Origin of the sequence: Streptomyces sp. NPDC056503 (genome assembly GCF_042794995.1) — a bacterium.
Lineage (GTDB): Bacteria > Actinomycetota > Actinomycetes > Streptomycetales > Streptomycetaceae > Streptomyces.
On the sequence record NZ_JBHTST010000020.1, the window covers coordinates 23,305 to 45,881 of the forward strand.

Genomic DNA, 22,577 nt, shown 5'->3' on the forward strand with positions numbered 1-22,577 from the left:
CGTCGCCCGGCGCCGTGTCAGGGGACCAGCGGACCGGCCAGCACGTCCAGACCCGCCGCGCGGTCCCCGGACCAGGTCACCGACGCGGTGTCCCGGGGCTTGCGCCCCCACAGCGTCAGCAGCAGGTCCTCGGCGGTGCCCGAGAGCTCCGCGACCGGCTCGCCGGTGCCGTAGGTCCAGCCGTGGCCGGTATCGGTGGCGGTGATCCGCACGGCCTGCTCGGGATGGCGGGCGGCCCCCCTGGAGACCATGCGGAGCGCCATGGTGTCGAAGACCTCGGCGACGCCGTCGGCGGCGAGCGCCGGATCCATCGGCGTCGTCGGGCCGAGGGCGTGTTCGGCGTCCCAGCGGTGCATCAGCGTCTCCTGGCTGCGGCGCCGCAGCCAGAACCCGACCGTGTGCGGCGGGAAGAACGCCCACGCCTCGGTCGAGGGGTCGACCGACAGCGTCCGCACGAGCGCGTCCGCCGTCTCGGCGTACCAGGCCCGGAGAGCGGCCTGGTCGCGGGGCGCGGAGCCCTCGTCGTAGCCGTCGCCGTGCCCCTCCTTCACCGCGGTGACGACCCAGAGGTTCCCCGCCCCCATGTGTACGGCCAGGTCCGCCAGTCTCCAGTCGCCGCAGTGCTCGACCGGAGCCGAGAGATCGCCGCCCAACGCGGCGCCGAAGACATCAAGTTCACGTCGAAGTGCAGCCAAGTAGTCCACGGCGCCAAAATACAGGCCCCGACTCCGGGGGATCCGCCCGTGGACGACACCGGGCCGGGCCCCGGACCGGGGGTTTCCGCGGGCGTTCCCCGGAAGGGGACCCTTTAGGATCCTGTATCCGTGAGCCGTCCGGCGGGACACGTCCGGGCGGTCGCTTCTACGGGGGAGAACTTCGGTGTTCGGAATCATCAGGCCGTGCCGTCATCGGCTGGGCGAGGGACTGCGTACCGAGTGGATGGCGCATCTGTGCGGACTGTGCCTGGCTCTGCGCGGTGAGTACGGGCAGTTCGCGAGGGTGGCCACCAACTACGACGGCCTGATCGTCTCGGTGCTGACCGAGGCGCAGTCGGAGCGCACCGGGGAGTGGCGCCGGTCCGCCGGTCCGTGTCCGCTGCGCGGGATGCGCTCCGCGGACGTGGCGCAGGGCGAGGGCGCGCGGCTGGCGGCGACGGTGTCGCTCGTGCTGGCCGCGGCGAAGATACGCGACCACGTGGCCGACGGCGACGGCCTGGTGGGACGCCGCCCGGTGGCGCTGGCCGCACGCCGGATTGTCCAGGGCTGGGACCGGGCGGGCGCCGCCGGCGGCGAACGGCTCGGCTTCGACACCGGCGTGCTGCTCGGGGCGGTCGAGCGCCAGCCGGAGATCGAGCGGGCGACCGGCCTCGGCGGCTCGCTGCTGACGGTCACCGAGCCCACGGAGACGGCGACCGCGGCCGCCTTCGCGTACACCGCGGTGCTCACCGGCCGCCCGGGCAACGCCGAGCCGCTCGCGGAGGCCGGCCGTCTGTTCGGCCGGCTGGCGCATCTGCTGGACGCGGTGGAGGACCTGGACGCGGACGCGGCGTCCGGCGCGTGGAACCCGATCGCCGTGACGGGCGCGGACCGCGCCGAGGTACGACGCCTGTGCGACGACGCCGTCCACGGCATCCGACTCGCCCTGTCCGAGGCCGACTTCGTCGACGGACGGCTGGTACGCACCCTGCTGGGCGGCGAGTTGGAGCGCGCCGTCGACCGCGTCTTCGATCCCCGGCACCGCCACCACCGGCACCGTCGCCAGGCCGGGGGCGGCCCGCGCGTGCTGCCGTGGCCGGGACGCCGTACGGCGACGCGGACACCGGCGTGGACCGGCGAGGAGACCGGCGCGGGGTCCGCCTGCGGCGTGGGGGCGCTTACGGGCGTCGCCCCGGAGGGCGGCGCGACGGCGTCGAACCGGCCGCCGGACGGGCAGTGCCGGCGGTGTGCCGAATGGCGCCGCCTCTGCCCCGACTGCAGGCTGTGCTACGACTGCTGCCGCTGCGACGACGGCGGCGAGGACGACGTGGAGCCCGTGCAGTTCGGCGACGGCAACCGCGACGGCGGTTCGAGCCGGGACGGCTCCGGCGGCGATGGCTGGTTCGGCGGGCGGGGCGGCGGCAACTCGGGCGGCTCGTCCGGCGGTTCGGGCGGCGGGCACGGCTCGGGAGGCTCCGGCGGCTCGGGTGGCTCGGGTGGTTCCGGCGGCGGCTGCGGCGATGGCGGGGGCTGCTGCAACCCGTGCAAGTGCTGCTGCGACTGCTGCGACTGAACCGCACGGACGCGCCGGCCCGGAGCGCCCCCTCCGAGGGGCACCCGGGCCGACGCGTGCCGTCGGTCCGCGGAGCTCAGTGCTCGCAGAGGGAGAACTCCCGCTCGTAGAGCTGCTCGTTGTGCTCGTCGACGAAGAACTTGCGTTCCTTCATCAGTTCCTCGCGGTGGCCCTTGGCCTGCTCCAGCGTCATGGTCGAGGTGTCGGACCACGGCTGCTGCGGCGGCACGTCGGCCGTCGAGACGATCCGGTGCTCCGGGTCGACCAGGAAGAACGCGAGGATCTTGCGGTGTCCCGGGCGGGCGGGGTCCGTGAGGCGGAACGAGCCGACGCGGTGCTGCAGGACGTTGGGGAAGGCGAGGCAGCGGCCCGCGGGGGTCGACACCGATCCCAGCACCTGGTTCAGCGCGTCCTCGTTCTCCAGGCCGTAGACCTCGCGCACGCCGTTGTCGTCGCTCTGCTCGTAGTCCGGGTCGTCGAGTGCCGTCCGGAAGCCCAGCCGGCTCTCGGTGATGTTCTCGCTGTCCCAGTAGTAGAGGCCGGTCGAGACGATGCGCTCGTTCAGCATCCCCTCGACGTGCCAGGAACCGCCGGCGTACTCGGGCTTCTCCGGGGTGAGGTGGAGGGTGGCGAGCTTGACGATCACCTGGAGGCGGCGGCCGCGCAGGTCGACCCGGGCGGAGGCGTCGGGCGACTCGGGCGGGGTGAAGGCCGGGGCGTCGGGGACCACCGGGCGGCGGTTCTCCCACCAGTCGTCCTGGGCCCGTTCCCACGCGCGGCAGGCCTCCGCGTAGGCCGCCTCGTCGCCGAAGGAGGACCTGTCCGGACGCCGGGGCTCCGAGTCGTACCACCCGTAGGGATCGGCCTCGATCCGCAGGGGCCGCGGATGCCGCAGGTCGGTGAGCACGTTCTCCAGCAGCGGGCGCATCCGATCGAACAACTCCGGCAGCACGGCGTTCAGTTCGCGATGGGCCTCGGGGTGGACGTTGTTGACGTACGAGAGGAAGGCGACGTCGCCGTCGGCACCGACCTCGACGTCCGTGGGCAGCCACTGGAACTTCTCGGAGAACTCGTACTTCGAGTAATGGTTCGTCGGGTTCCGCCAGGCCTGATCGGGTGCGCCGCTCACCCCCCTCACCAGGCAGAACAGCGAGGGATGAACGAGATCCAGCACCTGGCCGTCGGAACCGGGATGCCAGTCCCTCTCCGCCTCCGGGACCTGCTCCAGCACCCGGACCGCCTCGCGCAGCCGGGACCTGAGCCCGTCGTCCACGAGCGCGTCCGACTGCCACACCCCGTCGACGGCGGACACCTCGACGCCGGTCCGTCCGTCCCGCAGAGCGGCGTAGTGCGCGAGTTCGGCGAGCACGTAGCGAACCTGCGCCTCGGTCAGGCCCTGGTCGACCGCCTCACGCGTCCACCTGGCGACGATGTCGGCGTCGTTCATCTTCTCGAACCACCCCGGCTTCGCCCGGATATGGGCGCTGCACTCCGTCATCTCGACTTCCCGCAGCGTCCGGGGCGGCGTGAACGGCAGGGTGCGGGAAGAGTGAAACGGCAGGGGGAAAGCGGGCAGGCCGGTCAATTCTCTTGGTCCTCCGAGTCGGCGTACGGTGGCGGGAAGAATACGTCAGCGGACTGACAGCCGGATGGCGCGGTGTGACGGCCGGGGGGAGGGGAAGACCGGCCCCGGCCGGGCGGTCCGCCGACGGACCCGCGACCGGGCGAACGCGCGGGAACGCCGCGCCCCCGCGCCCTTCGCGGGCTCCTCCGTCCGGGTGAGCCGCCCACCGCCCGGTCGCGCGGCCCGGGGCCCGATTCCGCCGGAGGGCGCCGGGGTCCGTTCGCCCGTCCCCGAGCCGACGCCGCGCGGTGGCGGGCGACGGGCCGTCGGTACGTCGCCTACGGTGAGCGACCCCGGGCCGAGCCGGGCCGGGGGCCGCTTGTCGGCATGGGACGAGGAGAGGACGGGACGGGGCATGACCAGCACCCCTTGGCGAGAGCGGTCCGTCGTGGTGACCGGCGGGACCCGCGGCATCGGACGAGGCATCGCCGAACTCTTCGCCCGCCGGGGCGCGGCGGTGCTCCTGACCGGCCGGGACGGGGCCGTCGCCCGCGAGGTCGCCAGGAGCCTCTCCCTCGCCACGGGCGGGCGAGTCGCCGGAACGGGGATGGACCTGCGCGACCCGGAGGCGGTCGAGACGATGGCGGCCGAGGCGGAGCGCCTGCACGGGCACGTCGACGTCCTCTGCGCGAACGCGGGCGTCTTCCCCGAGAAGCCGCTGCGCGAGATGACCGCCGCCGACGTCGACGAGGTCCTCGCGGTCAATCTGCGGGGCTCCATCCTCGCCGTGCGGGCCTGCCTGCCCGCGATGGAACGCGCCGGGCACGGACGTGTCGTCCTCACCTCCTCCATCACCGGACCGACCACCGGATACACGGGCTGGTCCCACTACGGCGCGAGCAAGGCCGGCCAGCTGGGTTTCCTGCGCGGGGCGGCCCTGGAACTGGCCCCGCTGGGCATCACCGTCAACGCCGTGCTCCCCGGGAACGTCCGTACCGAGGGCCTGGACGCCCTCGGCGAGGAGTACCTGCGCCGGATGGCCGCGTCGATCCCGCTGGGCAGACTCGGGGAGCCCGCGGACGTCGCGCACGCGGTCGGCTTCCTCGCCTCGGACGAAGCGGCGTTCGTCACCGGACAGACCCTCACGGTCGACGGGGGCCAGACCGTCCCCGAATCCCTGGACGCCCTCGCCACCCCCACCGGCTGAAGCCCGGGCGCCCGGCGTCCCCCGTCGACCGGTCCGTCGCCGCCACACGCGACGGGCCGGGGCAGCACCTCCAGGCGCCGGTCCGCGTCGAGGCCGAGCGCGGGCCGACGAGGAGAGGGGGCGCCCGGTGGGCGCGTGGGTCAGTTGAGCTCGTCGGGGTGCGGGCCGGTGCGCAGGCCGCGGTCGAGACCGGCGATCGCCGCCGTCTCCTCGTCCGTCAGCACGAAGTCGAACACGTCGAAGTTGGCGCGGATCCGGGCCGGGGTGACCGACTTGGGGATGACCACGTTGCCGAGCTGGAGGTGCCAGCGGATGACGACCTGGGCGGGCGACTTGCCGTGGGCGGCGGCGATCGCGACGATCGCCGGGTCGTCGAGGACCGCGCCCTGCGCCAGCGGGCTCCAGGCCTCGGTGGCGATCCGGTGCTCGCCGTGGAAGGCGCGCAGTGCGGACTGCTGCAGCGCGGGGTGCAGCTCGATCTGGTTGACGGCCGGGGTCAGCTCGGCGCCGTCCATCAGCCGGCGCAGGTGCTCGGGCTGGAAGTTGGAGACGCCGGCGGCGCGGATCCGGCCCTCCTCGGCGAGCCGCTCCAGGGCGCGCCAGGAGTCGCGGTACAGGTCGCGGGCCGGGGTCGGCCAGTGGATCAGGTACAGGTCGACGTAGTCCAGGCCGAGCTTGGCCAGGCCGGCGTCGAAGGCCCGCAGGGTGGAGTCGTAGCCCTGGTCGGCGTTCCACAGCTTGGTGGTGACGAACAGCTCCTCGCGGGCGAGCCCGGAGGCGGCGAGGGCGCGACCGACGCCGGCCTCGTTGCCGTAGACGGCGGCGGTGTCGATGCTGCGGTAGCCGGCCTCGAGAGCGGCCGTGACGGCCGCGGTGGTCGCGTCGTCGGCGACCTGGAAGACGCCGAAGCCGAGCTGGGGGATCTCGACGCCGTTGTTCAGCGTGACGGTGGGGACGGCGGGGGTGGTGGGGGTGGTGGCGGACGGTGCCATGGTGTGCGGATGCTCCTTCACTTGGTGAGCGCGGTGCGCTCGGTGGTGCGGGGGGAGAGGGTGTAGCGGACGGTCTGGGCGCTGATGAGCCCGTCGCGGAAGACGAAGGTGTCCACGCCGTCGGTGACCTCGTGGGTGCTGCCGACGGCGGTCCACCGGAGGAACAGCACGTCCCCGGCGAACTGCGGGGTCAGGTGCCATGCGGCGTCGGGCAGGTCGGCGAGCAGCCGGCCGATGCCCTCGCGGACGCCCGCTCGTCCGGTCAGGACGCCGTCGGGAGTGAGGAAGACGGCGTCGGCCGTGTAGTTCTCGCTGACGAGGTCCGGGTCGCCGGTGCCGAGGCGCCGGCCGTGGTCGGCGAAGACCTCCCGGGGAGTGCGGGTGCGGGGGGCGTTCATGGAGGGGTGCTCCGGTGGGTCAGTGGTGTACGGGGGTGGGGGCGGGGGTGACGGCGGCCGGGGCCGGGACCGGGGCCGGGGCGCGGCGCTCCAGCGCGGCGGACCACAGGGCGAGGGCGAGGGCGGCGGTGGCGAGGGCGGCGCCGACCCAGTTGGGCGCGGTGTAGCCGAGGCCGGCGGCGATGACGAGGCCGCCGAGCCAGGCGGCGAGGGCGTTGCCGAGGTTGAAGGCGCCGATGTTGACGGCGGAGGCCAGGGTCGGCGCGCCGTGCGCCTGGTCGAGGACGCGCTTCTGCAGCGGCGGGACGGTGGCGAAGCCGAGCGCTCCGACGAGGAGGATGGCGATCGCGGCGAGGACCTTGTCGTGCGCGGCGACGGTGAGCAGCGCGAGGACGACGGCGAGGCCGCCGAGGGTGGCGTACAGCAGGGGCATCAGCGCCCGGTCGGCGTAGCGGCCGCCGAGGAGGTTGCCGAGGAACATGCCGACGCCGAAGAGGACGAGCAGCCAGGTGACGGCGCCTTCGGAGTATCCGGCGGTCTCGGTCATCATCGGCGCGATGTAGGTGATCGCGGCGAAGACGCCGCCGAAGCCGAGGACGGTCATGGCCATCGCGAGCAGTACCTGGGGGTTGCGGAAGGCCTTCAGCTCGCCGGCGAGGCGGGTGCCTTCGGGGCGGGGCATGGCGGGGACGAGCCGGGCGATGCCGAGCAGCCCGATCACGCCGAGCACGGCGACGATCGCGAAGGTGGTGCGCCAGCCGACGGCCTGTCCGATGAAGGTGCCGAGGGGGACGCCGACGATGTTGGCGACGGTGAGGCCGGTGAACATCGTGGCGATGGCGCCGGCCTTCCTGTCCGGGGCGACCAGGCCGGCGGCGACGACGGACCCGATGCCGAAGAAGGAGCCGTGGGCGAGCGAGGCGACCACGCGGCCGGTCAGCATCACGCCGAAGGTGGGGGCGAGCGCGGAGAGTATGTTCCCGGCCACGAAGAGGCCCATCAGCAGCATGAGCATCCGCTTGCGGCTCGCTCGGCGGCCGAGCACGGTCAGCAGCGGGGCGCCGATGACGACGCCGAGGGCGTAGCCGGTGACCAGGAGTCCGGCGGTGGGGATGGAGACGCCGTAGTCGGCGGCGATCTGGGGCAGCAGCCCCATGATGACGAACTCGGTCGTCCCGATCCCGAAGGCCCCGACTGCGAGAGCGAGTAGCGCGAGCGGCATGGCTCCGCCCTTCCGTGTTTGCTTGAGTAGGCCGTTTACGTGCTGCAACAATAGTTGCAGACACGCTATAAGTGCAAACGCGGATAGCGCGCCCATATCGATTACAGGCCCTCTCCGGCTGTCGCCCGGCAAAGCCGTCCCGCCCCGTCCCGCCCCGCGCGAAGTCGGGCGGCGGTGATCCGGGCGCGGAGAAGCGGCGGCGAGGGGTCGGCCCCGCCGGGCGGGCTTCGCGGGAGGCCGTGGCCCTGGCCAAGACCTCCTTCATCGAATATCGTCGATCATCGATGAACAAAACCGAGTCGATCACCGACGAACAAGCCCATACGTACGCCGCATGGTTCCGCGCCCTCGGCGACCCCACCCGAGTGCGGCTCCTGCACCTGCTCGCCCGGGCGGGCCGGCCGATGACCGTGGGGGAGCTGGTCGCCCAGGTGGAGGTCGGTCAGTCGACCGTCTCCCACCATCTGAAGATCCTGGCCGAGGTCCGCTTCGCGCTTCCCGAGAAGCAGGGCACCTCGACCCTGTACGCGGTGAACCGCACCTGCCTGTCGGTGTTCCCGCGCGCGGTCCGGTCGATCATGGGAGAGGAGGTGCCCGATGGGTGCTGAGTTCGTCGTGACCCCGATGACCGCCGACCACGCCGAGCAGGTCCTGGCGGTCTACCAGGCCGGGATCGACGAGGGCGACGCCACCTTCGAGACCGCCGCCCCGGCATGGGAGGCCTTCGCCGCGGCCAGGCTGCCCGAGCACCGCTTCGTCGCGCTCGACGGACCCGGCCACGCGTTCGACGGACCCGGCCACGTCCTCGGCTGGGTCGCCGCCACCCGGGTGTCCGACCGCCGCGCGTACGCCGGCGTCGTCGAGCATTCCGTCTACGTCCATCCCGCCGCCCGGGGCCGTGGTGTCGCGACCGCGCTGCTGCGGGCACTGGCCGACTCCACCGAACGGGCCGGCATCTGGACGATCCAGTCCGGGATCTTCCCCGAGAACGCCGCGAGCCTCGCCGTGCACGCCCGCGCCGGGTTCCGGGTGATCGGCACACGGCAGCGGATCGGGCGGCATCACGGGGTGTGGCGGGACGTGGTCCTCGTCGAGCGCCGCAGCTCCGTCGTGACGTGATCCTCGCCCGGCGGCGGGCCGCGCCTGGAGCCCCGGGGCGCGGTGGGAGCTCCGGACGAACGCCCGGCTGGCCTGCGGCGTCTTCCCCGACCTGGTGCTCATCCCGCTTCTGGCCGTCGTCCTTCCGGTCTCCGCGGTGAAGCTCGCCCGCCACGACTGACAGGGGCACGACGTCCTGGGTGGGGGAGGCGGCCCGCTCCCCTCGGGGTGGGGCCCCTCACTCCTCCTCAAGGAGCTCGGCGATGGCCCGGGCCGCGTCGCGGGCCGGGCGGCCGACGCCGATGAGGGTGGCGGAGGCGGGGCCGGTCCAGTCGCCGTAGCCGAGGAGGTGGAGCCGGGGTTCGGCCAGGGCCTGGGTGCCGGCCGTGGGGATGCGGCCGCGGGGGCCGCGCAGGCCGAGCGGGGCGAGGTGCGCGAGGGCGGGACGGAAGCCGGTGCACCAGATGATCGCGTCGGCGTCCGCGCGGGTGCTGTCGGGCCATTCGGCGCCCGTGGCGGTGAGGCGGGTGAACATCGGCTGCGCCTTGAGGAGTCCGGCGTCGCGGGCTTCGCGTACGGGCGGGACGGCGACGATGTCGCCGAGGGAGGCGACGCCGCCGGTGTCGGTGCGGCCTTCGTCGAGGGCCTTGCGGCGGGCGGTGGCGTGGTCGAAGAGGGCGCGGCCGTCGATGTCGTCGGCGAGGTAGCGGGGTTCGCGGAGGGTGACCCAGGTCGGGTCGGAGCCGTACGCGAGGTCGGCGGCGACCTGGGCCCCTGAGTTGCCGCCGCCGACCACGATCACCTTCTGTCCGGCGAAGTCGGACGCCCGCCGGTATCCGACCGTGTGGAGCTGGGTGCCCCGGTACTCCGCGCGGCCGGGGACGGCGGGGAGGAACGGACGGGACCAGGTGCCCGTGGCGCTGATGACCGCGCGGGCGAGCCAGGTGCCGGAGTCGGTCTCGACGCGGAGGCGTTCGCCGTCGTGGTGGACTCCGGCGACGCGGACGGGGCGGTGGACGGGGAGGTCGTAGCGTTGCTCGTACTCCGTGAGGTACGCGACGACATGGGCCGCGTCCGGGTACGTCTCGCCCGGCTGCGGGGGCATGAGCCGGCCGGGGAGGGAGGAGTAGGCGGCGGGGGAGAAGAGGTGGAGGGAGTCCCAGGTGTGCTGCCAGGCCCCGCCCGGGGCGTCCCCCGCGTCCAGGACGACGAAGTCCAGGCCGGCCCGGCGCAGGTGGTAGCCGGCGGCGAGGCCCGCCTGTCCTCCGCCGACGACGACCACGTCGACGGCCTGGTGCTGGGTCATGTCCGGGATTCCCTTCTCGACGGCGGTGCCCCGGCCCGCACGTCGGCGGGGCGGGGCACCTCGGTGGTGAGGGCGGGGCGGTGCCTACCGCTGGGCGGGGGAGAACTTCCTGCGCCAGGCCAGCGACACGTAGACCAGGGCGACGAGGACGGGGACCTCGATGAGTGGGCCGACGACGCCGGACAGGGCCTGGCCGCTGGTGACGCCGAAGGTGGCGATGGCGACGGCGATGGCGAGTTCGAAGTTGTTGCCCGCGGCCGTGAAGGCCAGGGTGGCGGTGCGGTCGTAGCGCAGGCCGATGGCCTTGCCCAGCGCGAAGGTGCCGAACCACATGATCGCGAAGTAGACGAGGAGGGGGAGCGCGATGCGGGCCACGTCGAGGGGCTGCGAGGTGATCGTCTTCCCCTGGAGGGCGAAGAGGATCACGATCGTGAAGAGCAGGCCGTAGAGGGCCCAGGGGCCGATCTTCGGCAGGAACTTCCGCTCGTACGACTCCCGGCCCAGCTTCTCCTCGCCGATCCGGCGGGTCAGGAAGCCGGCCAGCAGGGGGACACCGAGGAAGACGACGACGTTCAGCGCGATCTTCCACATCGAGATGTCGAGGGTCTCGCCGTCTCCGAGGCCCAGCCAACCAGGCAGGATGTCGAGGTAGAACCAGCCCAGCAGGCCGAAGGCGATGACCTGGAACACGCTGTTCAGGGCGACCAGGACGGCGGCGGCTTCACGGTCGCCGCAGGCGAGGTCGTTCCAGATGATGACCATGGCGATGCAGCGGGCGAGGCCGACGATGATCAGGCCGGTGCGGTACTCGGGCAGGTCCGGCAGGAAGATCCAGGCCAGGGCGAACATGACGGCCGGGCCGAGGATCCAGTTGATGACCAGCGACGACACCATGAGCTTCTTGTCGCCGGTGACGGCGTCGAGCCTGTCGTAGCGGACCTTGGCGAGGACCGGGTACATCATGATCAGCAGGCCGACGGCGATCGGCAGGGAGATCCCGCCGACCTCGACCTTCGCGAGCGCGTCGTTCAGGCCGGGGATGAGCCGCCCCAGACCGAGGCCCAGGCCCATGGCCAGGAGGATCCAGACGGCGAGGAAGCGGTCGAGCGTCGACAGCTTCGCGACGACCGAGGATTCCTCGGCGGCGGTCGCGGGGGCGGCGGGGGTCACGGGCAGGACCTCTTGGAGTCGGCGTGGGCGCGGGCGGTGGCGGCGAGGCCGGCGAACTGGCCGGCGAGCTGCTCGATGACGTCGGGCCGCAGCCGGTAGTACGTGAACCGGCCGCACGGCTCCGTCTCCACCACGCCCGCCTCGCGCAGGACCCTGAGGTGGTTGGAGAGGTTGGTCTGTCTGGCTCCGGTCTCCTCGACCAGGTGCGTGGTGCACAGGGTCTCGCGGGCGAGCAGGGTCACGATCCGGAGCCGCAGCGGGTCGGCGAGGACCTTCAACAGCTCAGTGTCGACTGACGTCAGCATGGACTGATACTGTCACATCAGTGAAGGGTGATGCCAGTCCGGGCTGATGCCCGTCTGTCACGAAGGAAGAATCGATGTCCGAGTCCCCGCTCGCCTCCGTGCTGTTCGTCTGCGTCCACAACGCGGGGCGCTCCCAGATGGCCGCCGGCTTCCTCCGGCACCTCGCGGGCGACCGTGTCGAGGTCCGGTCCGCCGGCTCCCTCCCGGGCGACCAGGTCAACCCGGCCGCGGTGGCCGCCATGGCCGAGCTCGGCATCGACATCTCCGACCAGAAGCCGAAGGTCCTCACCGTCGAGGCCGCCCAGGCGTCGGACTACATCATCACCATGGGCTGCGGCGACGCCTGCCCCTACTTCCCCGGCAAGACCTACCTCGACTGGGTCCTGGAGGACCCGGCCGGCCAAGGGGTCGAGGCCGTCCGTCCCATCCGGGACGAGGTCAAGGGGCTCATCGAGGGCCTCATCGCCGAGATCGACTCCACGAACGCCGAGAAGCAGGAGAACTGACCTCACCATGACGACGACCACCACGACCGGCGCCCAGGACGACGTCCGCGAGGTCATCATCATCGGCTCCGGCCCCGCCGGGTACACCGCCGCGCTCTACACCGCACGCGCCCAGCTGAAGCCGCTGCTGTTCGGCAGCTCCATATTCGTCGGCGGCTCGCTCACCACGACCACCGAGGTCGAGAACTTTCCCGGCTTCCCCACCGGTATCAACGGCCCCGACCTCATGGACGACATGCGGGCCCAGGCCGAGCGGTTCGGTGCCGAGATGATCGACGACGACATCGTCTCCGTCGACCTGGCCGGTGACATCAAGCTCCTCACCGACTCCGCCGGCACCGTCCACCGCGCCAAGGCTGTGATCATCGCGACCGGCTCCGGCTACCGCAAGCTCGGCCTGCCCCAGGAGGACGAGCTGTCCGGGAGGGGCGTGTCCTGGTGCGCCACCTGCGACGGCTTCTTCTTCCGCGACCGCGACATCGTCGTGGTCGGCGGCGGCGACACCGCCATGGAGGAGGCCACCTTCCTCACCCGCTTCGCCCGCTCCGTCACCGTCGTCCACCGGCGTTCCACCCTGCGGGCCTCCAAGACCATGCAGAACCGCGCCTTCGCCGACGACAAGATCTCCTTCGCCTTCGACAGCGAGGTCGCCGAGATCAAGGAGGCGAACGGCATGCTGTCCGGCGTCGTCCTGCGTGACGTCCTCACGGGCGAGACCCGTGAGCTGGACGCGACCGGCCTCTTCATCGCCATCGGGCACGACCCGCGCACGGGGCTCTTCGCCGACCAGCTCGACCTCGACGCCGAGGGCTACCTGAAGACCGAGGCTCCCTCGACCCGTACGAGCCTGCCGGGCGTCTTCGGCGCCGGTGACGTCGTCGATCACACCTACCGCCAGGCCATCACGGCGGCGGGCTCCGGCTGCGCCGCCGCCCTGGACGCGGAGCGTTACCTCGCGGCCCTCCGGGACGCCGAGCCGGCCGTCGGGGTCGAGCTCGTCTCGGCGGGCTGAAAAGGCGCCGGGCCCGTTCCGTCGTGCTTTCCGCGCGACGGAACGGGCCCGGTTCATGCCTGTCGGTGGGTCAGGAGACCAGAGCGGCCGTCTCCGGCAGGTCCAGGCGGACCGTGCGTTCGCGGAGCCGCTGCCTGTCCGACGTCGTGCTCCTTGCGCCCGACGAGGGTGCCGGAGTCGTCCGCGCGCCCTCGGTCCCCCTTCGCGCGGCGCCGCATCCGGGACGGGAGCGAGGCCAGGCAGGCGTCATGGCCGTCATGGCCGTCGTGGCCGTCATGACCGTCGTGCCGGAGGCCGGGCAGGTGGTTCTCGTCGTGGAAGGCGATGCCACCGCCGTACGCCTGAAGCGCCAGGGTGGGGACGTCGTCATCCGGCCGTCCGCCTCAGCTCAGGTGGAAGCGCCCGAGGGGCTCAGGAGCTGCCCCATCGCCGCGAGGACTCCCGGCTCCACCCGGTAGTACACCCAGGTCCCGCGCCGCTCGGAGGTGAGCAGGCCGGCTTCCTTCAGTTTCTTCAGGTGGTGGGAGACGGTGGGCTGGGAGACTCCGACGTCGGAGATGTCGCACACGCACGCCTCGCCGCCCTCGTGGGACGCGACGGAGGAGAAGAGCCGCAGGCGGACCGGATCGCCGAGCGCCTTGAACATCAGGGCGGTCCGCTCGGCCTCCTCGGCGGTCAGGGGGCGCTCGGTGAGGGGCGGGCAGCACGGTTCGACGGTGGGCTCAAGGAGGGGCAGCAACACCTTCGCGTTCGACATACGTCTATGTTGACACACGTCGAAGCAAAGTTCCCGAGGTCATGGGCGACGGAACTCGCGCGCAAGGCGCCCGGCGGCACGCCGGGCGTCGCGGCCGACGCCGCGCGGGGGTGCGGACGACGGGCTGCGCCGCCACTCCGGCCCCACGTGCGCCAGGCGCGGGTGCGCGAGCGCGATGCCGTTCCGGTGGCGGGGTCGAGCTCGAACCCCTCCCCGGCCGGACGCGTCGCGGTGTCCCGGCGGTCAGGGTCCCCGCCGAACGGTGGCCCCCGAGGCGCGCCGTAACGGGCGGGCGGGGAGCGGGGTGAGGTTGCCGTAGTGCCGCGAGCGCGAACCGCCCCCAGGTCCGAAGCCTCCAGGGGTGCTGGGGTGAGCCCCGCGCGCAGAAGGCCGTGCGCCGAGGCGGGACCGGACTGCCCGCTCCGACGCCGTCTGCGTCGACATCGACGCGCTCCACGAGCACCCCCTCTGTTTTGATGAATGTCTATGTTGACGTCCATCGATATCCGGTGCATGCTGAGAGCGCAAGGGATCGACGGACGTCGAAACACAAGGGGACTCGTCATGAACGCCACCACCACCGGCCGGCTGCCCGTCGTGGTCATCGGAGCCGGCCCCGCCGGCCTGGCCGCCGCCGCCCACCTCACCGACCGGGGCATCGAGCCCCTCGTCCTGGAGGCCGGCGCCACGGCGGGTGCGGCGGTGCGCGAGTGGGCGCACGTCCGTCTGTTCTCGCCCTGGGGCGAGGTCACCGACCCGGCCGCCGAGAAGCTCCTCGCCCCCACCGGCTGGACGAAGCCCGACGCGACGGCCTACCCCACCGGCGGGGAGTGGGCCGAGCGGTACCTGCAGCCGCTCGCCGACGTCCTCGGGGACAAGGTGCGGGTGGGCGCCCGGGTCACCGGCGTCTCCCGGGCGGGTCGCGACCGGATCGTCGACGCCGACCGCGCCACCCAGCCCTTCACCGTCCACGTCACCCACACCGACGGCCGCGAGGAGCGGATCCTCGCCCGCGCCGTCGTCGACGCCTCCGGCACCTGGTCCACTCCCGGCCCCGCCGGCGGGGACGGCCTGCCCGCCCTCGGCGAGCGCGCCGCCGCCGACCGGATCTCCTACCGCGTCCCCGACCTCACCGAACCCGCCGCCCGGGCCCGTTACGCCGGCAAGCGCACCGCCGTCATCGGCTCCGGCGCCTCCGCCTTCACCGCCCTCGCCCTGCTGGCCGACCTGGCGAAGGCCGACGGCGGCGCCGACACGCGCGCCACGTGGATCCTGCGCCGGGGCATCTCCGGCTCCACCTTCGGCGGCGGCACCGCCGACCAGCTCCCCGCCCGCGGCGCCCTCGGCCTCGCCGCCAAGGCCGCCGTCGACGAGGGCCACGCCGACGCCGTCACCGGCTTCCGCACGCAGGCGGTCGAACGGGACGCCGACGGGCGTCTCGTCCTGGTCGCCGAGGACGGTCGGCGCCTCGACCCGGTCGACGAGGTCATCGTCCTCACCGGCTTCCGCCCCGACCTGTCCTTCCTCGACGAGCTCCGCCTCGACCTCGACGAGCGCCTCCAGGCCCCCGTCGGGCTCGCGCCGCTGATCGACCCCAACCAGCACTCCTGCGGCACCGTCTACCCCCACGGCCACCGCGAACTCGCCCACCCCGAGCAGGGCGTCCACCTCGTCGGCATGAAGTCCTACGGCCGCGCCCCGACCTTCCTCGCCCTCACCGGCTACGAGCAGGTCCGTTCCGTCGCCGCCGCCCTCGCGGGTGACCTCGACTCCGCCGACCGCGTCGAACTCACCCTCCCCGAGACCGGAGTCTGTGGCGGCTCCGGCCTCTACGGCGACCCCGAGGCCCAGTCCGGCGACGCCGGCGGCTGCTGCGCCCCCGCTCCGCAACTCGTCCGGCTGGGCGCCCCGACGTCCCTCCCCGTCGCCGACGCGCAGGCGGCGGGCGGCTGCTGCGGCTCGTGACCTCCCTCGACGACCGCGCCCGCGAGGCCGCGACCGGCTCGGGCAGCCGGTCGCGGCCCCGCGCCGTGCTGCCCGCTCTCTGCCTCACCCAGATCGCCGGCTGGGGGATCGTCTACTACGCCTTCCCCGTGCTGAACCCACAGATCACCGCCGCCACCGGCTGGTCCGCGAGCCTCACCACCGCCGCCTTCTCGCTCGCCCTGGTCGTCTCGGGAATCTCCGGCATCCGCGTGGGCCGGATCATCGACCGGCACGGCCCCCGCGTGATCATGACGGCGGGTTCGGCGGCCGGGACGGCCGGCCTGGTGGTCATCGCCCTCGCCCCGAACCCGGCCACGTTCTTCGCGGGCTGGCTGCTGGCCGGACTCAGCATGGCGGCCACCTTCTACCAGCCCGCCTTCGCCGCCCTCACCCGGTGGTGGGCGCCCGACCACGTCCGCGCCCTCACGATCGTCACCCTCGCCGGCGGCCTGGCGTCCACGGTCTTCGCCCCGCTCACCGCCGCCCTCGCGTCCCACCTGACCTGGCGCGACACCTACCTCGTGCTCGCCGTGATCCTCGCCGTCCTCACGGTCCCCGCCCACGCCCTCGCGCTCCGGGCCCCGTGGCCGCCGGCGCCACCGGCACCCTCCACGGCGCCGGACGACTCGCCCGGCGCGGTCGTCCGCAGCCGTCCCTTCGTCCTCCTCGGAGTGGCCTTCACGCTCTCCGCGTTCGCGATGTACGCGGTCGTCGTCACGCTCGTCCCGCTCCTCGTCGAACGCGGCTACACCACCACCCAGGCCGCGTGGGCCCTCGGCCTCGGCGGTGCCGGGCAGACCCTCGGCCGCCTCCTCTACGCCCCGCTGGCCCGCCGCACCGGCGTCACCGCGCGCACGGTGGTCCTCGTCGCCCTCGGCAGCCTGACCACCGCCGCCCTCGCTCTCACCCCCGGCCCGTACGGCCTGCTGGTCGCCGTCTCCGTCATCGCCGGCATGGTCCGCGGCAACCTCACCCTCCTCCAGGCCACCGCCGTCACCGACCGCTGGGGCGCCCGCCACTACGGCCGCCTCTCCGGAATCCTCGGCGCCCCGGCGATGACCGCCTCCGCCCTCGCCCCCTTCGCCGCGGCCTTCTTCGCGGCCCCGCTCGGCGGTCACCCCGCCCTGTTCGTGGGCCTTGCCCTCATGGGCGCCGCCGCGGCCCTCGTCGCCACCGGCACATCGGTCCGGGAGGCGACCCGGAAGGACGCCTGACCGACGTCCGCCGCCTCTCCCGCGGGTTCGCAGAGAAGCGCCGCCGAACCGCGGTGACGGGTGAGGTGGGCCGGTGTCAGCCTTCCAGCGCCCGGAGCAGCGGCATGACCACCTGGTGGCGCACGGCCTCCTCCGGATCCGCTCCGGGGCCCAGCGCGGGAGGGGAACCCACCGCGGCCCGTGTCGCGAAGCCCGTGTCCAGATGCGGCATCCGGGCGTCCACGACCGTGATGCCGTCGCGGCGGGCCTCGCGGCCGGTCACGCGTAGCCACATGGCGAGCGCCGCTTTGGCCGCCGCGTAATCGGCCATCCCCAGAGGGGGACGGTCCACGATCTCGCCTGTCACCACGACCACGACGCCACCCCGGGAGACGACGGGCAGGGCGCCCCGCACGACGGCCATGGGGCCCAGGGCGTTCACGGTGAACAGGTGCTCGGCCGAAGCGTCGGACACCTGGGTGGCGGCTCCGAAGGCGGCGACGCCCACCGCGACGACCAGGGCGTCCAGCCCGCCGAGGGCTTCCTTCGCCCAGGGCGCCAGCTGTCCGCAACCGTCCAGGTCGTAGGCGTCGAAGGCGCGCCATGGACGCCCCCCGAGCGCCGAGGCCCTCGCCCGGAGTCGTTCCCGGTCACGGCCGGCGAGGGCGGTCGCCGCGCCGTGTCCGGCGAGCTGCCGGGTGGCGAGCCCGCCGATCTCGCCCGTCGCGCCGACCAGGAGGACCCTCATGTCGACGGCGTTCATGGTGATGCTCCTTCGTCCCGGTGGCTCCCTCCACCGATTCGCGACGCCGGGGCCTCGCGGATGCGCCTCGTCGGGTGAGGGTGAACGCCGTCCGGCGTACCGGGCCCACGTCCGGCTTCCGAGGACGGCACGCCGGAGCGCTTCGGAGGTCGGAGCGATCGGCGGGGCGACTCCGCGGCGTACCGTGGGTCGTGCAGCTTCGGTCCGGTCGAACGAGGAGCGATGACGGCTATGCGGAAGACCGTGGGTGGAGCCACCGACGTGGTGGTCGTCGGGGCGGGCGTGTCCGGCCTGGCCTGTGCGGCCGACCTGGTCGCCGCCGGCCTCGGTGTCCGTCTGCTGGAGGCCGACGACGTCGTGGGCGGGCGCATGCGGACCGACCGGATCGCGGGCTTCACCCTCGACCGGGGCTTCCAGGTGTTCAACACCGCCTATCCGCAGGTCAAGCGGCGTCTGTCCCTGCGTGCGCTGAGACTGAGGCCGTTCACGCCAGGTGTGCTGGTGCACACCGACCAGGGGGCTCGCCGGTTCGCCGATCCGACCCGTCGTCCCCGCGCGATCGGCGGCCTCCTGGCCGACGGGGAGGTTTCGGCCCGCGACCTCGCCGCCCTGGGCCTGCTGTCCGCGCGCGACATGCTGATGCCCCCCGCGTGGCTCCGCGGCCGACCGGACGCCGCCACCGGGGACGCGCTGTCCGCCGCCGGCCTCTCACCCGAGCTCGTGGAGACCTTCCTGCGGCCCTTCCTGTCCGGGGTGTTCCTCGAAGACGGGCTGGAGACCTCGGCGCGCTTCTTCCACCTCGTCTGGCGGAGCATGCTGCGGGGGACTCTGTGCCTGCCGGCCGGCGGAATCGGCGCGGTCCCCGCGCAGCTCGCCTCCCGCCTGCCCGGTGGCGTCCTGAGCACCGGCGCGCCGGTGGCGTCCCTGACCTCCGGTGGTGTGGTCCTGGCCGACGGCGGCGAGCTTTCGGCCCGGGCGGTCGTGGTCGCCACCGGGCAGAGCGCGGCCGGTGGTCTGCTTCCCGGCCTTGCCGTACCACCCGGCCGGACCGTGACGACCCTCTACCACGCGACCGAGCGGTCACCCCTGGCCGAGCCCACCCTGGTGGTCGACGCGCGGCGCCGGTTCCTGAACACGTGCGTTCTCACGGAGGTCCACCCCGGTCACGCGGATGACGGTCGCGCGCTGGTGTCGACCTCCGTTCTCGGTACCCCGGGGCCCGGGGACGAGGCCGCCGTCCGCGTCGCCCTCGGCGAGGCGTACGGGACGGACACCGGCGCGTGGGAGGTCGTCCACCGCGTCACCGTGCCCGACGCTCTTCCCGCGATGCTCCCCCCGCTGGAGCTCTCGCGGACCACGCGCTTCGCGGCGGGGCGGTACGTCTGCGGTGACCACCGGGCGACAGGCTCGCTCCAGGGCGCCCTGGCTTCAGGCGCGCGAGCGGCCCGGGAGGTCCTGGCCGACCTGCGTCAGGAGGCGACGTCTCGGCACGGGGACCCGCGCTGACCACCGAGGCGTGCCGGCGGGGGGCCGAACAGGGAACGGTCGCGAGCCCTAAGCGGTCGGCTCCGTAAATCCTTCGGGGATTGACGTGAGGTCAGGCGGAGGCGGCTTGGAGGAGGGTTTCGGCTGCTGTGGTGCGGGCGTAAAGGACGGACCGGCCGGCGCGGTGGGCGCTGACCAGGCCCGCGTTGCGTAGCGCGGTGAGGTATTGGGATACCCCTGCGGGGGAGAGTCCGGTGCGGTGGGCCAGCTGTGTGGTGGAGGCCGGCATCTCCAACTCGGTCAGCAGCAGGGTCCGTGAGCGGCCCAGTACGGCGGAGAGGGAGTCGGCCCGGGTTACGGGGCGGGACTTCCACAGCGTGCCGATACCGCGCGCCGGATAGGCGATTTGAGGTGGGTCCGGCAGCGTTGTTCGGGTGCGCAGTCCCGGTCCGGTGAAGACCGAGGGGACCAGCAGCAGTCCTTTTCCTGCCGTCGTACGGGTCAGCGGCTGCTTTCTGCGGGCTATCCGTAGCGCGTTGCCGTCCCAGCTCACGGAGGCGTGCAGGTCGTTGAGGAGGTGGCCGGCGCCGTGCTCGGCGGCCATGCGGGCCCGGTAGAGGACGTCTGCGTCCAGGACTGCCCGGATGCGTGCCCAGTAGGGGGCGAGTGCCAGCTCCCAGTACATTTCGAGCTCTTCTGTGACCTTGGCCAGGAGGCCCTGTGGGTCGTTGTGCAGGGTCCGCAGCCGGGGGCCGAGGGTCCCCTGGTGGCGGGCCAGGTGGTCAAGGTCCTGGCGTACCCGGTCGGCGGGCGAGGCTCGGATCGCTTCCCACTCTGTCGCCGGGGTGGGGGCCGGTCCGGCGGGGGCCGGGTTGAGGAAGTCGGGGACGTAGCCGCCGGTGGGCGGGATCAGCTCGCACAGCCAGCCCCGGTCGAGCCCGGCGGCCACCATGCGCGAGCGTACCTGGTCGGCCCAGGGCCGGTGGACCGTATGCGTAGTGCCGGACCTCAGCAGCCGGAAGCTGGGTGCGACTTCCCACATCGGTGAGACGGCGAACCGCACCTGCGCCAGATCGCTCGTCGAGAACGCCAGCTCTGCCAGGACAACCACCTCGATGGATTCAGGAATGTATGAATCAATGGCGGGCCAGCCTACTGTGCGGAGATCATCCCGCCATGACCTCACAGACGACCACCGCAGCGGCATCGGGCACCTGGAAGCTCGGCGACCTGACAGTCAACCGGGTCGGTTTCGGCGCGATGCGCCTGCCGCAGCACGGCGAGGCGTTCGCAACCGATGCCGTCCCACGCGACCGCGACCAGGCGATTGGTGTGCTGCGCCGCGCGGTCGAGCTCGGCGTGAACCACATCGATACCGCCGCGTTCTACTTCTCACCGCTGCGCTCCGCCAATGAGCTGATCAACCAGGCCCTGGCCCCCTACCCGGACGACCTCGTCATCACCACCAAGGTCGGACCAGGCCGCGACCCCTCAGGCCAGTGGCTGCCGCACGCCACCCCCGAGCAACTGCGCGGCCAGGTCGAGGAGAACCTGCGCCAGCTCGGCCGAGACCACCTCGACGTGGTGAACCTGCGCATCGTCGGCACCGACTCCATCGCCGAACGCTTCGGCGCACTCGCCGAACTGCGCGAGGCCGGACTCGTACGCCACCTGGGCCTGTCCAACGTCCGCCCCCACCACCTCGCCGAGGCCCAGACCATCGCACCGGTGGTCTGTGTCCAGAACATGTACGGCATCGGCGCATCGCCCGAGCAGAAGGAGTTCCTGCGCATCTGCGGTGAACAACACATCGCGTTCGTGCCGTTCTACTCGATCGCCGGCACCGGACGCACCGCCGGCGCGACCACCGACCACAGCCCAGAGGTGCACGCCATCGCCCGCGCCCACGGCGTGAGCGCGGCCCAGATCCGGCTGGCATGGACACTCCACCAGGGCCCTCACGTCCTGGCCATCCCAGGCACCGGCGACCTCGACCACCTCACCCAGAACGTGGCCGTCGGCTCCCTGCACCTGTCGGAGGAGGAACTCGCCGTCCTGGACCCCCTCCACCACGGGACGGCATGAGCAAGACCCCCATCACACTGTGATCCACTTCTGCTGATCGGCCTGCCTGCCTTGCCGGTTCCTGCCGCCCGCCCCGTAACCCTGACGGCCGCCGAGCGGCAACGGTTGAAGAAGGCGGCCTACGGTCACAAGACTCCGCACCAGGCCAGGATTCGGTCACAGATCGTGCTCCTCGCGGCCCAGGGCAGGTCCAACGCGCGGATCGCCGTCGAGATGGAAGTGCACGTGGACACCGTGCGCACCTGGAGGGGGCGGTTCGCCGACGGCGGCCTGCCGGCCCTGACCGACCGCAGGCGCAGCGGACGCCCGGCCCGCTTCGCTCCCGTGCAGGTCGCCGAGACCAAGGCCCTGGCCTGCCAGCTCCCGGCCGAGACCGGGGTGCCACGGGCGCGCTGGTCGTGCCCGGATCCGGCCGCCGAACTGACCGCGCATGATCAACCCCCGAAGGACCTCCGGAGCCGACCACTAAGCCTCCGGGCGACGGAGAGCCGCCGAAGCTCGCCTGACCGGGGGTTCGTCGCCGGGGCCTCCGGGCTCTCCCGAGGAGACGGGCAGGCCGACGGGGTCGGGCGTCCCGCCCGCGGAGGCTGTCCGCGCGGCGGTCGCCGGATCGCCGGAGCCTCGGTCCGCCGGACGCGCGCCTCCGCCGGGTGCGCGCCTCCGCCGGACGCGTGCATCCGCCGATGGCGCTTCCGGGGAAGAGGGGGCAGAGACACCGTTCACGACAACGACGATTCGCGCCGGAGCGAGGTACCCAGTGATCACCGTTCGACGGAGGTTCCGCATCGCCGTCCCCCTGGACGACCTGGTCGCCTACCTGGAGGACTTCGAGCGCACCGAGGAGTGGGATCCCGGCACGGTGCGCTGTGTCCGGGTCGACGAAGGTCCCGTACGACCGGGCTCCACCTGGCTCAACACCTCGCGCTTCCGGGGGCGTACCAGTGAACTCGTCTACCGGCTGGAGGTGCGAGACCCCGCCCACCTGGTGTTCGTGGGAACGAACAAGACGGTGACCTCGACCGACGACATGCTCTTCGAAGCCGTGTCACCGGGCGAGACCTCGCTGACGTACCGGGCGTCTCTGCGGTTCAAGGGTCTGGCGAGACTGGCCACTCCCTTTCTGAAAGCGGAGTTCGAGCGAATGGCGGACGAGGTCGCGGAGCGGCTGCCGTCCGCTGTCGCCGAACGCCGTCCCTGACGCCCCGAACCGGCACGCCGCCCCAAGGAGTGCGGGAAGGCGTCGTTCCCGCCCATGGCCGG

General features: G+C 73.0%; 22 protein-coding genes and 1 pseudogene. 12 read left to right on the forward strand and 11 right to left on the reverse strand.

Translation table 11 applies throughout. The features are described from left to right. Positions 1-17: 17 nt before the first annotated feature. Positions 18-704 (reverse strand): maleylpyruvate isomerase family mycothiol-dependent enzyme, encoded by a 687-nt coding sequence (locus ACFQ8C_RS08605; RefSeq protein WP_383453623.1) that lies wholly within the window; start codon positions 702-704, stop codon positions 18-20. Between the two features lie 175 nt (positions 705-879). Between ACFQ8C_RS08605 and ACFQ8C_RS08610 the strand changes: the two genes are divergently transcribed. Then, positions 880-2,268 (forward strand): DUF5685 family protein, encoded by a 1,389-nt coding sequence (locus tag ACFQ8C_RS08610; RefSeq protein WP_383453625.1) that lies wholly within the window; start codon positions 880-882, stop codon positions 2,266-2,268. Positions 2,269-2,344: 76 nt separating this feature from the next. Here the strand turns inward: ACFQ8C_RS08610 and ACFQ8C_RS08615 are convergent, their stop codons facing one another. After that, entirely contained in the window at positions 2,345-3,853 is a 1,509-nt protein-coding gene (locus ACFQ8C_RS08615) for a DUF4246 domain-containing protein (protein ID WP_383453627.1), read from the reverse strand. Positions 3,854-4,247: 394 nt separating this feature from the next. On the opposite strand from ACFQ8C_RS08615, the gene fabG reads away from it, so the two are divergent. Continuing rightward, complete coding sequence (gene fabG / locus ACFQ8C_RS08620) at positions 4,248-5,039, forward strand: 3-oxoacyl-ACP reductase FabG (RefSeq protein ID WP_383453629.1); 792 nt, start codon at positions 4,248-4,250, stop codon at positions 5,037-5,039. A 140-nt stretch (positions 5,040-5,179) separates the two neighbouring features. On the opposite strand, the gene ACFQ8C_RS08625 is transcribed toward fabG, so the two are convergent. Genes ACFQ8C_RS08625 through ACFQ8C_RS08635 form a run of 3 tightly spaced genes read right to left on the reverse strand, consistent with a single transcriptional unit; the run spans position 5,180 to position 7,651 of the window. Next, on the reverse strand, positions 5,180-6,031 hold the full coding sequence (locus tag ACFQ8C_RS08625; RefSeq protein ID WP_383453631.1) for an aldo/keto reductase: 852 nt from the start codon (positions 6,029-6,031) through the stop codon (positions 5,180-5,182). A 17-nt stretch (positions 6,032-6,048) separates the two neighbouring features. After that, positions 6,049-6,429, reverse strand: a complete 381-nt coding sequence (locus tag ACFQ8C_RS08630) for a nuclear transport factor 2 family protein (RefSeq protein ID WP_383453633.1) — start codon at positions 6,427-6,429, stop codon at positions 6,049-6,051. Positions 6,430-6,448: 19 nt separating this feature from the next. Next, positions 6,449-7,651: an MFS transporter gene (locus ACFQ8C_RS08635; protein ID WP_383453635.1), complete on the reverse strand. Its 1,203-nt coding sequence runs from the start codon at positions 7,649-7,651 to the stop codon at positions 6,449-6,451. A 284-nt stretch (positions 7,652-7,935) separates the two neighbouring features. On the opposite strand from ACFQ8C_RS08635, the gene ACFQ8C_RS08640 reads away from it, so the two are divergent. Together ACFQ8C_RS08640 and ACFQ8C_RS08645 are read left to right on the forward strand one after the other, a co-directional pair. Then, on the forward strand, positions 7,936-8,259 hold the full coding sequence (locus tag ACFQ8C_RS08640) for an ArsR/SmtB family transcription factor (protein ID WP_383453637.1): 324 nt from the start codon (positions 7,936-7,938) through the stop codon (positions 8,257-8,259). Continuing rightward, a complete protein-coding gene (locus ACFQ8C_RS08645; protein ID WP_383453639.1) occupies positions 8,249-8,770 on the forward strand; it encodes a GNAT family N-acetyltransferase in 522 nt (173 codons plus the stop codon). Before ACFQ8C_RS08640 ends, ACFQ8C_RS08645 begins: the two co-directional genes overlap by 11 nt. Before the next feature lie 217 nt (positions 8,771-8,987). Here the strand turns inward: ACFQ8C_RS08645 and ACFQ8C_RS08650 are convergent, their stop codons facing one another. From ACFQ8C_RS08650 to ACFQ8C_RS08660, 3 genes are all read right to left on the reverse strand, one after another. After that, positions 8,988-10,064, reverse strand: a complete 1,077-nt coding sequence (locus tag ACFQ8C_RS08650; protein ID WP_383453738.1) for an ArsO family NAD(P)H-dependent flavin-containing monooxygenase — start codon at positions 10,062-10,064, stop codon at positions 8,988-8,990. A 75-nt stretch (positions 10,065-10,139) separates the two neighbouring features. Continuing rightward, entirely contained in the window at positions 10,140-11,225 is a 1,086-nt protein-coding gene (gene arsB / locus ACFQ8C_RS08655; RefSeq protein WP_383453641.1) for an ACR3 family arsenite efflux transporter, read from the reverse strand. Then, entirely contained in the window at positions 11,222-11,530 is a 309-nt protein-coding gene (locus ACFQ8C_RS08660) for an ArsR/SmtB family transcription factor (RefSeq protein WP_383453643.1), read from the reverse strand. Before ACFQ8C_RS08660 ends, arsB begins: the two co-directional genes overlap by 4 nt. Positions 11,531-11,604: 74 nt before the next feature. Here ACFQ8C_RS08660 and ACFQ8C_RS08665 point away from each other — a divergent pair, with 74 nt between their 5' ends. Together ACFQ8C_RS08665 and trxB are read left to right on the forward strand one after the other, a co-directional pair. Further along, on the forward strand, positions 11,605-12,036 hold the full coding sequence (locus ACFQ8C_RS08665) for an arsenate reductase ArsC (protein ID WP_383453645.1): 432 nt from the start codon (positions 11,605-11,607) through the stop codon (positions 12,034-12,036). Positions 12,037-12,043: 7 nt separating this feature from the next. Beyond that, the gene (gene trxB / locus ACFQ8C_RS08670) at positions 12,044-13,048 is read left to right on the forward strand and encodes a thioredoxin-disulfide reductase (RefSeq protein WP_383453647.1); all 1,005 of its coding nucleotides are present in this window, start codon (positions 12,044-12,046) and stop codon (positions 13,046-13,048) included. A gap of 388 nt (positions 13,049-13,436) precedes the next feature. On the opposite strand, the gene ACFQ8C_RS08675 is transcribed toward trxB, so the two are convergent. Then, positions 13,437-13,805: an ArsR/SmtB family transcription factor gene (locus tag ACFQ8C_RS08675; RefSeq protein ID WP_383453648.1), complete on the reverse strand. Its 369-nt coding sequence runs from the start codon at positions 13,803-13,805 to the stop codon at positions 13,437-13,439. A 564-nt stretch (positions 13,806-14,369) separates the two neighbouring features. Between ACFQ8C_RS08675 and ACFQ8C_RS08680 the strand changes: the two genes are divergently transcribed. Both ACFQ8C_RS08680 and ACFQ8C_RS08685 read left to right on the forward strand, forming a co-directional pair. After that, on the forward strand, positions 14,370-15,770 hold the full coding sequence (locus tag ACFQ8C_RS08680) for an NAD(P)-binding domain-containing protein (RefSeq protein ID WP_383453650.1): 1,401 nt from the start codon (positions 14,370-14,372) through the stop codon (positions 15,768-15,770). After that, positions 15,767-17,005 carry an MFS transporter gene (locus ACFQ8C_RS08685; protein WP_383453652.1) on the forward strand — a complete coding sequence of 413 codons (1,239 nt, stop codon included), beginning with the start codon at positions 15,767-15,769 and terminating at the stop codon, positions 17,003-17,005. Before ACFQ8C_RS08680 ends, ACFQ8C_RS08685 begins: the two co-directional genes overlap by 4 nt. A gap of 76 nt (positions 17,006-17,081) precedes the next feature. Here the strand turns inward: ACFQ8C_RS08685 and ACFQ8C_RS08690 are convergent, their stop codons facing one another. Beyond that, positions 17,082-17,747 (reverse strand): SDR family NAD(P)-dependent oxidoreductase, encoded by a 666-nt coding sequence (locus ACFQ8C_RS08690; protein WP_383453654.1) that lies wholly within the window; start codon positions 17,745-17,747, stop codon positions 17,082-17,084. A gap of 231 nt (positions 17,748-17,978) precedes the next feature. On the opposite strand from ACFQ8C_RS08690, the gene ACFQ8C_RS08695 reads away from it, so the two are divergent. Further along, complete coding sequence (locus ACFQ8C_RS08695) at positions 17,979-19,253, forward strand: NAD(P)/FAD-dependent oxidoreductase (protein ID WP_383453656.1); 1,275 nt, start codon at positions 17,979-17,981, stop codon at positions 19,251-19,253. A gap of 91 nt (positions 19,254-19,344) precedes the next feature. On the opposite strand, the gene ACFQ8C_RS08700 is transcribed toward ACFQ8C_RS08695, so the two are convergent. Next, positions 19,345-20,274 carry a DUF5937 family protein gene (locus ACFQ8C_RS08700; RefSeq protein ID WP_383453740.1) on the reverse strand — a complete coding sequence of 310 codons (930 nt, stop codon included), beginning with the start codon at positions 20,272-20,274 and terminating at the stop codon, positions 19,345-19,347. Between the two features lie 134 nt (positions 20,275-20,408). Between ACFQ8C_RS08700 and ACFQ8C_RS08705 the strand changes: the two genes are divergently transcribed. The 3 genes and pseudogenes from ACFQ8C_RS08705 to ACFQ8C_RS08715 all read left to right on the forward strand — a co-directional run bounded on the left by ACFQ8C_RS08705 (position 20,409) and on the right by ACFQ8C_RS08715 (position 22,515). After that, positions 20,409-21,317 carry an aldo/keto reductase gene (locus tag ACFQ8C_RS08705; RefSeq protein ID WP_383453658.1) on the forward strand — a complete coding sequence of 303 codons (909 nt, stop codon included), beginning with the start codon at positions 20,409-20,411 and terminating at the stop codon, positions 21,315-21,317. A 105-nt stretch (positions 21,318-21,422) separates the two neighbouring features. Then, positions 21,423-21,728 (forward strand): annotated as a pseudogene (locus tag ACFQ8C_RS08710) (helix-turn-helix domain-containing protein); the annotation flags it as partial. A gap of 346 nt (positions 21,729-22,074) precedes the next feature. Next, entirely contained in the window at positions 22,075-22,515 is a 441-nt protein-coding gene (locus ACFQ8C_RS08715; protein ID WP_383453659.1) for an SRPBCC family protein, read from the forward strand. The last annotated feature ends 62 nt before the right edge of the window (positions 22,516-22,577 follow it).

Bases quoted from the DNA above. Each gene is read 5' to 3' on its own strand.
- fabG (WP_383453629.1), top strand. From the start codon at position 4,248: ATGACCAGCACCCCTTGGCGAGAGCGGTCCGTCGTGGTGACCGGCGGG.
- ACFQ8C_RS08625 (WP_383453631.1), bottom strand. From the start codon at position 6,031: ATGGCACCGTCCGCCACCACCCCCACCACCCCCGCCGTCCCCACCGTC.
- ACFQ8C_RS08630 (WP_383453633.1), bottom strand. From the start codon at position 6,429: ATGAACGCCCCCCGCACCCGCACTCCCCGGGAGGTCTTCGCCGACCAC.
- ACFQ8C_RS08635 (WP_383453635.1), bottom strand. From the start codon at position 7,651: ATGCCGCTCGCGCTACTCGCTCTCGCAGTCGGGGCCTTCGGGATCGGG.
- ACFQ8C_RS08640 (WP_383453637.1), top strand. From the start codon at position 7,936: ATGAACAAAACCGAGTCGATCACCGACGAACAAGCCCATACGTACGCC.
- ACFQ8C_RS08645 (WP_383453639.1), top strand. From the start codon at position 8,249: ATGGGTGCTGAGTTCGTCGTGACCCCGATGACCGCCGACCACGCCGAG.
- ACFQ8C_RS08660 (WP_383453643.1), bottom strand. From the start codon at position 11,530: ATGCTGACGTCAGTCGACACTGAGCTGTTGAAGGTCCTCGCCGACCCG.
- ACFQ8C_RS08665 (WP_383453645.1), top strand. From the start codon at position 11,605: ATGTCCGAGTCCCCGCTCGCCTCCGTGCTGTTCGTCTGCGTCCACAAC.
- trxB (WP_383453647.1), top strand. From the start codon at position 12,044: ATGACGACGACCACCACGACCGGCGCCCAGGACGACGTCCGCGAGGTC.
- ACFQ8C_RS08675 (WP_383453648.1), bottom strand. From the start codon at position 13,805: ATGTCGAACGCGAAGGTGTTGCTGCCCCTCCTTGAGCCCACCGTCGAA.
- ACFQ8C_RS08680 (WP_383453650.1), top strand. From the start codon at position 14,370: ATGAACGCCACCACCACCGGCCGGCTGCCCGTCGTGGTCATCGGAGCC.
- ACFQ8C_RS08690 (WP_383453654.1), bottom strand. From the start codon at position 17,747: ATGAACGCCGTCGACATGAGGGTCCTCCTGGTCGGCGCGACGGGCGAG.
- ACFQ8C_RS08695 (WP_383453656.1), top strand. From the start codon at position 17,979: ATGCGGAAGACCGTGGGTGGAGCCACCGACGTGGTGGTCGTCGGGGCG.
- ACFQ8C_RS08700 (WP_383453740.1), bottom strand. From the start codon at position 20,274: ATGTGGGAAGTCGCACCCAGCTTCCGGCTGCTGAGGTCCGGCACTACG.
- ACFQ8C_RS08705 (WP_383453658.1), top strand. From the start codon at position 20,409: ATGACCTCACAGACGACCACCGCAGCGGCATCGGGCACCTGGAAGCTC.